This is a genomic window from uncultured Kordia sp., from assembly GCF_947496985.1.
Classification (GTDB): domain Bacteria; phylum Bacteroidota; class Bacteroidia; order Flavobacteriales; family Flavobacteriaceae; genus Kordia.
Genome location: NZ_CANMEZ010000001.1, coordinates 414,185 through 425,951 on the forward strand (window position 1 = coordinate 414,185; position 11,767 = coordinate 425,951).

Annotated in this window: 15 protein-coding genes; 12 read left to right on the forward strand and 3 right to left on the reverse strand. The window is 31.5% G+C overall.

The features are described from left to right. The first annotated feature begins 1 nt into the window (after window position 1). The 7 genes from Q0828_RS02055 (at window position 2) to Q0828_RS02085 (ending at window position 4,583) form a co-directional block, all read left to right on the forward strand. A complete protein-coding gene (locus tag Q0828_RS02055; protein WP_298417265.1) occupies window positions 2–664 on the forward strand; it encodes a hemolysin III family protein in 663 nt (220 codons plus the stop codon). A 25-nt stretch (window positions 665–689) separates the two neighbouring features. Then, a complete protein-coding gene (locus Q0828_RS02060; RefSeq protein ID WP_298417266.1) occupies window positions 690–1,406 on the forward strand; it encodes a tetratricopeptide repeat protein in 717 nt (238 codons plus the stop codon). Then, the gene (locus tag Q0828_RS02065; RefSeq protein ID WP_298417268.1) at window positions 1,403–1,786 is read left to right on the forward strand and encodes a nuclear transport factor 2 family protein; all 384 of its coding nucleotides are present in this window, start codon (window positions 1,403–1,405) and stop codon (window positions 1,784–1,786) included. Before Q0828_RS02060 ends, Q0828_RS02065 begins: the two co-directional genes overlap by 4 nt. A gap of 124 nt (window positions 1,787–1,910) precedes the next feature. After that, entirely contained in the window at window positions 1,911–2,762 is an 852-nt protein-coding gene (locus Q0828_RS02070) for an AraC family transcriptional regulator (protein WP_298417269.1), read from the forward strand. A gap of 91 nt (window positions 2,763–2,853) precedes the next feature. Beyond that, window positions 2,854–3,246: a DUF5367 family protein gene (locus Q0828_RS02075; protein WP_298417271.1), complete on the forward strand. Its 393-nt coding sequence runs from the start codon at window positions 2,854–2,856 to the stop codon at window positions 3,244–3,246. Then, on the forward strand, window positions 3,243–3,728 hold the full coding sequence (locus tag Q0828_RS02080) for an anthrone oxygenase family protein (protein ID WP_298417273.1): 486 nt from the start codon (window positions 3,243–3,245) through the stop codon (window positions 3,726–3,728). Before Q0828_RS02075 ends, Q0828_RS02080 begins: the two co-directional genes overlap by 4 nt. A 12-nt stretch (window positions 3,729–3,740) precedes the next feature. After that, entirely contained in the window at window positions 3,741–4,583 is an 843-nt protein-coding gene (locus Q0828_RS02085; protein WP_298417274.1) for an NAD(P)H-binding protein, read from the forward strand. Window positions 4,584–4,707: 124 nt separating this feature from the next. Here the strand turns inward: Q0828_RS02085 and Q0828_RS02090 are convergent, their stop codons facing one another. After that, entirely contained in the window at window positions 4,708–5,022 is a 315-nt protein-coding gene (locus tag Q0828_RS02090; RefSeq protein ID WP_298417277.1) for a hypothetical protein, read from the reverse strand. A gap of 212 nt (window positions 5,023–5,234) precedes the next feature. On the opposite strand from Q0828_RS02090, the gene Q0828_RS02095 reads away from it, so the two are divergent. From Q0828_RS02095 to Q0828_RS02105, 3 genes are all read left to right on the forward strand, one after another. Next, window positions 5,235–6,287, forward strand: a complete 1,053-nt coding sequence (locus Q0828_RS02095; protein WP_298417278.1) for a linear amide C-N hydrolase — start codon at window positions 5,235–5,237, stop codon at window positions 6,285–6,287. 120 nt (window positions 6,288–6,407) lie between these two features. Then, window positions 6,408–6,836, forward strand: coding sequence for a VOC family protein (locus Q0828_RS02100; RefSeq protein ID WP_298417279.1), 429 nt, complete (start codon window positions 6,408–6,410; stop codon window positions 6,834–6,836). An 11-nt stretch (window positions 6,837–6,847) separates the two neighbouring features. Next, window positions 6,848–7,900, forward strand: coding sequence for a DUF4241 domain-containing protein (locus tag Q0828_RS02105; RefSeq protein ID WP_298417280.1), 1,053 nt, complete (start codon window positions 6,848–6,850; stop codon window positions 7,898–7,900). On the opposite strand, the gene Q0828_RS02110 is transcribed toward Q0828_RS02105, so the two are convergent. Then, window positions 7,901–8,590 carry a peptidoglycan DD-metalloendopeptidase family protein gene (locus Q0828_RS02110; RefSeq protein WP_298417282.1) on the reverse strand — a complete coding sequence of 230 codons (690 nt, stop codon included), beginning with the start codon at window positions 8,588–8,590 and terminating at the stop codon, window positions 7,901–7,903. 53 nt (window positions 8,591–8,643) lie between these two features. Further along, window positions 8,644–9,654, reverse strand: coding sequence for an AraC family transcriptional regulator (locus Q0828_RS02115; RefSeq protein WP_298417284.1), 1,011 nt, complete (start codon window positions 9,652–9,654; stop codon window positions 8,644–8,646). 123 nt (window positions 9,655–9,777) lie between these two features. Here Q0828_RS02115 and Q0828_RS02120 point away from each other — a divergent pair, with 123 nt between their 5' ends. Next, window positions 9,778–10,143, forward strand: a complete 366-nt coding sequence (locus Q0828_RS02120) for a hypothetical protein (protein WP_298417285.1) — start codon at window positions 9,778–9,780, stop codon at window positions 10,141–10,143. A gap of 435 nt (window positions 10,144–10,578) precedes the next feature. Next, window positions 10,579–11,748, forward strand: coding sequence for an alpha/beta hydrolase-fold protein (locus Q0828_RS02125; protein ID WP_298417287.1), 1,170 nt, complete (start codon window positions 10,579–10,581; stop codon window positions 11,746–11,748). The last annotated feature ends 19 nt before the right edge of the window (window positions 11,749–11,767 follow it).

Here is an 11,767-nt window from a genome sequence, read left to right on the forward strand (position 1 = left end):
TTTGAAACCAAAGAAAGAAAAAGAAGCTGTATACTATTCACCGTTAGAAGAAAAACTCAACATCCTTTCACATGGTTTGGGTGTTATCTTAGGAATTATTGCACTTCTATTTTTAGTAAAACAAGCCATTCAATACGGTGAAACAATACACTTGGTAAGTTGTACTATTTACGGATTGAGTATTATTGTATTGTATTTGGCTTCAACTTTATATCATAAAACCACAACTCCTAAATTACGGAATCGATTGCGTGTGTTTGATCATGCGGCTATCTATTTATTGATTGCCGGAACGTATACACCTTTTGCACTTATTACGTTAGAAGGCACTACTGGTTGGATCATTTTCGGAACTGTTTGGGCATTTGCTGTAGTTGGAATTACATTAAAGCTTTTCTTCACAGGACAATTTGATAAACTTTCTACTTTAATGTATGTATTTATGGGTTGGATTATTGTGTTTGCTATCAATCCGCTAATGGAAAACTTATCAAGTGATGGTTTATTTTGGCTGTTTGCTGGTGGAGTTGCCTATACAGTTGGTGCCATTTTATACAGCATTCGGAAACTTCCGTTTAATCATGCTATCTTTCATATTTTCGTACTAGCAGGAAGTATTTGCCATTTTATTTCGGTGTATTTTTATGTGTTGCCTAGAAATTAAATTTCTACGTATCTTCATATTTCCTATGAAACAGACATCACTATATGTATTATTACTTTTAATGCTACTTAATTCTTGTGGTTTTCTCACAGAAGAAGACTATTATATTAATGCTTCCAACTATGCCGATAGCGGAGATTATCTAAATGCTATTGTATTATTAGATAAAGCTATTGCTAGAAAACCTGATTTTAAAGATGCTCTTATTTACAGAGGATATTGTAAATCAATGCTTGGGCAGATAAAAGAAAGTACAATTGATTATAAAAAAGCACTAAAATTAGAACCCAATAACACGCTTACGCTTTTTAATCTTGCAGGAAACTACAATGAACTAGAAAACTACGAAGAAGGAATTAAATACTATTCCAAAGCATTGCAATCAAAATATGTAATTGCTTGTTCGGCTGCACCTGAAGGAATTAATTTGAAACTAATTTCTCCTTTTGATGATTCAGATGAAACTGGTTATGAAATTGAAGAATGCGAACTTTATTATTGGCGTGGTTTAAGTTATTACGAGAACAAAGATTACAAATCAGCAATCATTGACTTTCAAAAATCTATTACACAAAATTATAATACTGATACTAGTTATTATTATTTGGGTGAGATTTACGTAAAGGAAGAAAACATACAAAAAGCCTGCGAATATTTTACACTTGCTGCAAATTTAGGAGACGTCGATGCTCCAGAGAAGCTAGCAAAATACTGTCAAAACGAAGCCATAAAAATAAAATGAACACAACAGCACTATTAACAAAAAACGCAATCATTAAAAGTGAACAAGAAATTTTACTAGCGATGAAAAATTGTGATGTTCAAAAATTGGATGAATTAGTACATGAACAATTACTTTTTACAATTCCTAATGGACAAACCATCACAAAAGCGCAAGATTTAGAAACGTATCGTTCTGGAAATATGAAAATCACTGAAATTTCCGCTTCAGCACAAGAAATACAATTTATTGATACGACTGCTGTTGTATCGGTTATTATTGAAATGAAAGGCACCTATTTTGAGCATCTACTTGATGGTAAATATAAAGTCATAAGAGTTTGGAAATTATGTTCTACTGCATGGAAAGTAATTGCAGGAAGTAGTAATATCATGATATAAAAAGCACAGAATCAATTATAATAGTTTAAAAATTATTGAATACAATTACTCAATTAAAAAATCAGTATTTTTATTCCTACTACTAACATTCATAATAATCAAACTTATTATACATCAAAAATAAATGAACCGTGAAATAATAGACATAAACGATTGTACTATTTTATTGGAAGAAGCTGCTACCGACAAAACGCTAGTTGATTCGTGTCTTTTTGACGAACCAGTTATTGCAATTGCTTTTTACGGTGCAGGAAATGTTGGACTAAAGGTTAAATATGATGGAAAAACAAAAGAGTTTCATCATACCAAAGGCATGGTGCTTTCTTTTTATGCTGATGAGAAGGTTGAATTTGAACATCATGTTTCAGTTGAAAAACCATTGCAATGTTTAGTGATTGCAACCACTATTAAAAACTTAGACAAAATGCCCAATGGTGAAGGACAATTTTTAGAACAGTTTTTACATCAGCTCGTGCATCCAAAAGATCATTATGTAGAAGGTCCTGTATTTAATATGAATCCGGAAATGTTTCTATTAGTAGATCAATTTTTTAGTAATGCTTATGAAGGTGAACTTAAAATGATGTTCTATAAAAGTCATATGTCGGCATTACTTTCTCACTATTTTGGACAATTGGCACGTCAACAATCAAACAAGATTGATACTTCACAACTTGAAAAATTCAATAGAGCTCAAGAAATTTTATTGTCTGATTTAGAAAATCCTCCTTCACTTACCGAACTTGCGCACCAAATAGGAACCAATACCAACAAATTAAAAAAAGGATTCAAAGCACAATTTGGTGTTCCCGTTTTTAAATACTTACACAATGAACGATTAAAAAAAGCGTACAACCTAATTAAGAACGAACAAAAAACCATTCAAGAAGCTGCTTGGGCTGTAGGTTATGATAGTTTGGGTTCTTTTTCTAACGCTTTTGAAAAAAAGTTTGGCTACAGACCTAGTCAAGTGTAAAATTCTTTTCGAATAAATCATAATTCTTTTCGAATAAGCTGCTGAGAGTAAGCTGCAATAGATTTGTATCATAATTAAAAAACTAAAAATTATGATTATCAATCGATCACTTAGTATAGCATACGGCATTTTAGTCTGGATTTTAGGTGTTACTTTTTACCTTATATCATCTTACATTCCAATTTTAGAAAACTCAGCACAACAAGCCAATATTGCGCTCGTATTAGGCATTATTCCTAGTGCTTGTTTAGGAACATATTTGTTTTACAAAAAGGGACACATGAAACCTTCTTCGTTGGCACTTACATTTATAATTATTGCAACCGTATTGGATGCATTCATAACCGTTCCAGTATTTGTAATTCCTGCTGGCGGAAGTCATTCAACATTTTTTGCAGATCCTATGTTTTACATTATCGTAGTTGAGTTTTACTTCATTGTATTCTATTTCGGAACGCATCTAACGCAAAAAGCTAAAAAATGAAAACTAGTGTCTTTTTTATCACAATGTTACTGAATGCACTTTCTGTTGGTTTTTTCTTTGCTTGGTCGGTTTCGGTTATTTTGGGAACAAAAAAAGTTGGAGATTTCACATACTTAGAAACCATGCAACACATTAACAAAGAGATCTTAAATCCTGTATTTTTCACGGTATTCTTTGGAAGTTTGTTTATGCTGATCTTAAATGCATGTTTACACAACAATAACAAACCTGTGTTTTGGTTCATCTTAGTATCTGCACTAATTTATCTGGTTGGTACTGTTGGCTTCACAGCATTTGGAAATGTTCCTTTAAACAATGAATTGGAAGTATTGAACATCAAGCAAATGAATTTAACCGAATTAAAAAATTTCAGAATCTATTATGAAAGCAACTGGAATCAATATCATACCATTAGAACAATTTCAGGAATGATTTCATTCATCCTAGTACTCATTTCAACATTAATTCAAAAAACAATTTAAAAACAACATATTATGAACACAAACATATTAGTCATCGGAGGAACCGGAAAAACGGGTCGCCGCGTAGTGAAACAATTACAAGACAAAGGAATTGAGCCAAAAATTGGTTCAAGAAGTGCAACACCAAGTTTCGACTGGGACAATAAAGATACGTGGGTAAAAGCTTTAGAAGGCATCAAAAAAATGTACGTAACCTATTATCCAGACTTGGCAGTTCTTGGAGCAAAAAAAGCCATCGAAAGCTTAACGTATTTAGCCAAAGAACTTGGAGTAAAAAAGATTGTTTTACTTTCCGGAAAAGGTGAAGTTGAAGCGGAAGCCTGTGAAAAAATTGTAATGAATTCTGGTATAAATTATACTATTGTAAGAGCTTCTTGGTTTAACCAAAATTGGAGTGAAAGTTTCTTTTTAGAACCTATTCTTTCGGGTGAAGTTGCATTACCAATGCCTGATGTTTTAATTCCATTTGTAGATGCAGATGATATCGCTGAAGTTGCAACAGTTGCTTTGCTAGATGATAATTATAACAATACAATTATAGAGGTTACAGGTCCTGAATTAGTCACATTTAAAGATGTCATTAATACCATAGCAAAAGCTAGTAACAGAAGCTTACATTTTCACAGTATTACTTTAGAACAGTATGTAGAAGGAATGAAACAAATGCAAATACCTGCGGATGTTATTTGGTTAATTGAGTACTTATTCAGTCATGTTTTGACCAATCCAGAAAATCAAAAAATCACCAATGATATTGAAAAAGTATTGGGCAGACCTGCAAAAACTTTTTTAGCATACGCAGAAGAAACAGCTAAAACTGGAATTTGGAATCAAGTAAAAGTTGAAGAATTATAGTAATTCATCAAAATTCTATAAATAAAGTAACCATCATCAAAAAACTCAGCAGCGTTATAATTACAGTAAAAAAGCCGTCTAAAATATTTTTAGATGGCTTTTTTGAACCTATACTTAATTAGATCTAACGCATTCCTATAGCAATAAACGTAAAGTTTCGTGAAGCACGATTGTTATTTCCTCCAGTTAACACTTTAAACTTAGACTTATCTAAAGCCACTAAAACTGTATTATCAAGAGGAGAACCACTCTCATATCGAAAATCATCCCATTCTCTAAAGTTTTGTGCTGCAACAGCCGTAGGAATTGTTTTGAATGAATCATCAAAAGTTACTTTGTAAAATCCTCCTCCTTCATTAACAACCTTAAAATCTCCTGAAGATGAATGTATTGTTCCATCAGCGTTTATATTCCCATAAATATGAACTAAATTTGACATACTAAAATTATATTATTTGTTATACTTTTTTATATATCGGTTAGATCTTTGGAATTGTATATCTAACAACACTTTTTATACCTCAACGCCTAGTAGTGGTGTGCTTCTCGTAAAAATAAAATCAAGTACTAATACGCTATATTTATCAACTTGATATTACTAATATTATAGTCCCAAAAGTTTTATCACAAAACATTTAACCTATATATATTATGTGCACACGAGTATTTAACAACAGAAACAAAGCGTTCTTAACAACCGCTAGAAACATGGACTGGAAAACTCAACTTCCTACAAGTCTATTTTCATTTAAAAGCGGATTGGTAAAATCTGCATTAGATAAAAAGCAAGCGAAAAAAAAGAAATTTAAAGACAAAAATTGGGAATGGACTTCTCAATATAGTAGCGTTGTAACTATGGTTGGAAATGAAGAACATGGTTACGCAGCTTCAGACGGAATAAATTCACAAGGGTTGGTTGCCAATGTGCTTTATGCAAAAGGTACGGACTATGAGCTTACAGGGAAAAAAGAATACAAACCACTCAATATATTACGATGGGTACAGTATGTTTTGGACAATTTTAAAACTTCCAAGGAAGTACATGATGCATTTGAAAAAAGCGAAATAGAGCTTGTTGAAACCAAAGTTCCAGGAAGTGAATCACCTGCGGCATTACACCTTTCTGTATCAGATAAAAAAGGGTATACAACAATTGTTGAGGTATATGGTGGAAAGTATCATATTCATTACGGTAAAGAATATAGTGTAATGACTAACGAACCAAACTATACTATCCAACTTGAAATAAATAAGTATTGGTTGTGGCAATGGAATGATAATAATGATTTTCCTAGTCGCACCATTCCTGGAGGTCCTTTTGCATCCGATCGTTTTGAGAGGGCAACTTATTATTATAATCATTTAGAAAAACCTAAAAGCGCACTTGATTCATTGTCACAGGCAAAATCTGTAGTAGCAAATGCTTCCGTACCAATTGGAATGTTAGGTTTTGAAGGACATCCTAATATTGCGCCAACACTTTGGTCTACACTTTCAGATCATAAGGAATTAAAATATTATTTCTGTAATGCACGAACTCCAAATGTGGTTTGGGTAGATATGAATGCAAAAATGCCCGAAGCTAAAGTTGCAATGCTAGACCTTGTAACAGAACATGATGGAGCATTTACAAACTTAAATTTCGTAGGATGTGTCAATAGTAATTTAGAACCTACAAAAGATCCATATAGTGCTTCAAAATAATTTTATCACATTATAAATGCTCGCTTCTATATTAAAAAAAACCGCTTATTATAAGCGGTTTTCTTGTTTATTTATATATTAGTTATTTATTGACATGAACTATTTATTATAAACAAAACTATGCAACCACGTGTTACCATCATCGGTTTAGGAGTAAATAATCTACAAGTTTCAACAGCTTTTTACAAAGAAATATTTGGCTGGAAACTCACCAAAGCCAGTAACGAGTCTATTTCATTTTTTCAATTAAATGGAATATTACTTTCTTTATATCCAAAAGACAAACTGGCTGAAGATGCACAGATTGATCCTACAGGATCAGGATTTAAAGCATTCTCTTTAGCACATAATACACGCACCAAAGAAGAAGTAGATGAAATTTTTACTGATTTAGAAAGTAAAGGTGTAAAAATCGTAAAACAACCCGAAGAAGTATTTTGGGGCGGTTATAGTGGTTATATTGCCGATCCGGATGAAAATCTTTGGGAAATTGCTTTCAATCCATTTTTAGGACTAGACGAAGTAGGAAACACAATAGAAGAAGCATAAATAAATACAGTATGGGATTATTTGATTTTTTTAAAAAGAAACAAACACGATTAGAAGATATAGAAATTGATTGCGACGTTGCGTTTCTAATGAATTCTGATGAATTAATAGAACATTTTGTAGGTGATATTTATTTACCTAGCGGAAAAATTGTATCGGCAGATCCATTTATATCTGATCATACAAAACCTTTTGTAAAAACAGTAAAACCTGGCACGTATCCTGTTAATTTATATTTAAAAAAACAAGGTGAAGATCATTACCGAATTGCATTTTCTAAAATTAAATTCAAACAAGAAAAAGCAACACGTTGGATTTTAGCTTTGACCGAAAGAGATAAAATTGAAACCGTACAAAACTTAAAACCTGATGAAATCTTAGGTTTTCCTGTTGATGCTGGTTTGGCATTTTTTGCCGATAACGAAACACACAAAGTTTATTTAAAAAAATCGGATGAATTGTATGCTGGTGAAGAACTTTTCAATTATTATGACGATGTGTTATATGATGAAATGGTTGCTGCTTCTGCGGGAAGTATCTACGGCTCAAAAGATGGCGATTGGGCAAATCATACACCAGATGCTACCTTTAAAGGGAACATGATTATTCATTCTTCAGGTTGGGGAGATGGTTATTACCCAGTTTATTGGGGATTAAACAACAAAAATGAAATCGTAGAATTGGCAATGGATTTCTTTGTGGTAAGTGAACAAGAACAAGCAATCCTTACCGAAAAACGATTTGAAACTGCATTAAAAAAACTATTGAAAATGCCTTCCGATGGTTTTATTATATTTCAATGTAGACGTACGGAAAAGTTTGTACAATTCGCGTTAACGCAAAATAAAGATTTACTATTCGATTTGCCAACACATAGTCTTTCTGATGAAGAAAAGGAATATTTACAACCCATTGTAACAAAAGAAAATTGCACTTACGAACATCAAATCTATAACAAGGTTTTTGGAAAAGACATCAAACGTGCAGCTTCATTGGTTTCAGAAATCTTTACAGAAGTGTATTTACTTGATTTAGATGATGATATTGAAATTAATTTTAGCTAATTACAAACCTAACAACAAATTCGGATCAGGGCAATTTTGTCTATAAAATTCTAAGTCTTTTTGAGAAGAAACACCAGGATAATCACCTTTGTAATGTTGCATATCTTTTATGATTTGAAAATGTAAATGTGGTGGATAATCCCCATTAACAGTAGCATCTCCTAGTGTTGCAATTTGATCACCTTTTTTAAATTGCTGCCCAACTTGTATATCTTCTATTGAAGTCAGGCTTAAATGTCCATATAAGGTATAAAATTCAACACTTTCAATAATATGCTTTAGAATAATTGTTGGGCCATAATCGCCAAAATTGGTGTTATTTTGAAAACTATGTACTTCAGCATCTAGCGGAGTATAAATTGGTGTTTCAGCTTCAATCCATAAATCTAAACCCAAATGGATATTGCGTTCCGTTTCTGGATTTTGATCATTAAAATAATCACTTCTATTATAAATACCACGCGTTTCCAAATAACCACCAAATACTACTCTTGCTTTATTTATCGCAATATGACTATCAATATAAATTCCTAACTTTTCAGAGGAAGACATATTAACAGTTTTCAACATTTCATTCGTCACAGATAAATCTAATACAACATAATCTGATTTTGAAATATTTTGATCTAATACAGATAAAGATTGTGCTCCTAAGTCGGTCAATAATTTCACAAATGAAGTTGAGGTCATGAATAGTTTTTACATCAAAAATACATTAAATACCAGATATTGTAAAGTAGATTTTAGTTTATAAATATTTGTTCTTCTCTATATGCAGATGGAGAAATTTTATACCAACTTTTAAAAGCATTCACAAAAGCACTCGGGTTAGAATAACCAAGTAAATAACTAATTTCTTTAATACTATTTGTTGATGCTAAATACTCTACAGCCATACTTTGTTTTAGTTCATTTAACAATTGACTATATGTTGTATTTTCTTTTTTAAGTTTGCGTTGCAAAGCACGTTCGGATACATGTAAATGATTTGCTACAATATTCAATTTCGGAAAATCAGGATCTAACAATTTACAAATGACCTGTTTAACAACATCCGTAATTTTTTCTGATTTTCCTACTTGTGCAGATAAACGTTTACAGACTAGTTTTTCTAAGTGTACAAACAATTCGTAATCAGCATAAACAATTTCTTCATCTAAGATCTCAGAAGGAAATTCTATACAGTTTTGCTCTTTATTTGAAACAATTGTAGCGTGAAATATTCGTTCATACAATGAAATGGAGTCAATTTCAAATTCAAAGGCTACATACGTAGGATGATGTTTTTTTAAAGTCAAAAAATAAATCTCCTTGCATACAAAAACCATCGAACTTATAATCAATTGTTTACACACAACAGGATACTTTTCTTTAACGGATTCGTCAATTTCAAAATATAGTTTAAAGCGTGTATTTTCTTTTTTTAATCGCAATGCAATCACATTACTAATCAAATTAAAAGACGACAATGCTTGCGCTAATCCATTTCCAATAGTCTTACTTGTTTGTATCAACTGACCTACAATACCAAGAGCCGCAATGTTGGACTGTTCACCAAAATAAAGTCCTACATTTTGATTTTCTGTTTTTTCAACAATCAAGTGAAGTAAACTAGCAAACTGTTCAAACGAAACAAAATCGTTATCCTTAGTATCAACTTCATTCTGAAACAACATTGTTGTATCTATCTTCAATTGTGTAGCATAACTTAGGTAACTAATAAAGATAGTTTTTGCTATTACTTTTTCATTCATACTCTAAAAGTACACAAAGTATTTTCAAGAATAAAGTATGTGTCGTGTTATCGCAATTGATTGTCGTAAAACATTATAATTTTGATAAATTTCAATAGTTTATTTGCATAAAACATAAAGCAAATGGAAAACTTAAAGTTTTGGCTATACTGTAACGCTATATTTTCTATGATAAGTGGATTGTCTTTGCTTTTCGCTAATGAATTTCTACAAACATATTTAGGATTTCAAAATGTTATTGTACTTCCGAGTATTGGAATCAATTTAATTGTATTTGCTTGTTGCATCTTAGTTATTACATCATATCATCTAAAACATAAAAAACTCCTCTTCCTAATTACATTGCTTGATATTCTGTGGGTCATTGGAAGTTGTATCTTAATTATTTTACAACTTTTTACACTCTCTACAAAAGGATATTGGCTGATTGGAATCATTGGTTGTATTGTTGGCTTGTTTGCAAAACAACAATATAAATACAGATTGTAACTATAAGAATTGGCTATAACTTAATTGTGTATTTTGTTTATATGGCTTTATTAATAGTGAGAAAACATTAATGAGTTTATAAAAAGGTAATGGTGTACTAAAAAATAACAATGAGTTATAGCTGCTTATAGTTATTACCCATAAAACTTTCATTTTAAAAAAATTAAAAAGCAGTTTTTAACATTTCATCCGTCACATACAAATCTAACGCAACATAATCTTACTTTTAAATATTTTGATCTAGCACAGATAACGATTGTGTTCCAAAATCGGTCAATAATTTCAAAAATGAAATTGAGTTCATGAATAGTTTTTATATCAAAAGCACATATTTAAAAATCTATGTTACTATTTTTTTCAAAACTGTAACAATTGGAAAATAAAGTATTCTTTAATGATAGAGTCTAAAAACTTTATCATTAAAAACCAACCATCATGAAATTCTTTAAAACCTTCTGTAGTATTTATATTTTATTGTTTTTATGTATCAGTTTCGCACAAAACAAAGCTGCATCGGAAATTGAACATACTATTAATTCCAAAGTTTTTGGAAAAGAACGAAAAGTAAAGGTCTTTTTGCCCACTAGATACCACAGAGATTCTATTTCTAAATATGCAGTAACCTATGTTTTAGATGCACAACATCAGGTTTTTTGGGATGCAGCCAAAGGTAACATTGGCTATATGGTTCATAATTATTCAGTAATCCCTATGATTGTTGTTGGTGTGGTTTCTGATAGTCGTGGCGCTGAATTTAACCCAAAATCCACTAAATTACAGGAACATCTTCAAAACGAGGTATTTCCATTGATAGCTAAGACTTACAGAACTGATGATTTTAGAACTATTGTTGGTCATTCTTGGGGCGGCGCTTTTGTCGGAAATACCATATTTAGTGACAAACGTGATATGTTTGATGCGTATATTGGTATTAGTCCTTCTTTTGGAGATAAAGACAATGTGATTGTAAAACACGCTGATTCTTTATTAAAAAATAACACAACATTCGGAAAGTATTTATACTTCAGTCATGGCGATGTTGGAAGACGAGAAACGGAGTTTGCTGGCTATGTAAATAGTATTGATTCTTTGCTTAAAAAGTATCCAAATAAAACCATTGCTTGGCAACCAAGACCTATTGAAGGTGTTGGGCATTGGCAAATTGTTGGTCCTTCTATTTGCGATGGTTTGATTAGTATGAGTAGAAACTATTTTGCAGATCAAAAAGTATTGGAAGATTTTGCGAAAAAAGGAAACTTAAAAACACAGATTGATCAATTTAACAAACAACGAAAAGAAATTTTCGGATATGTGCATGAAGCAAGTGTTGGATATTTAAACTTTGTTGGAAACGATTTTAAAGGTCAAAAGAAGTATGAAATTGCTATTGAGATTTACAAAATGGCTTTAGATAAAAAACCAAATGATGTACGAGTAAACATGAGTCTTTCTAATTTATATGATAAGATAAATGAAACCGCCTTGGCAAAAGTAACTTTCACAAAGACAAAGGAATTGTTAGAAGCACAGAAAGCAGACTTTAGCGATAATTACTATAAAAACAACATGGAGTGGATTAATGAACGATTGGCGACTTATGAGTAACATTTCGATTCACAAAAAC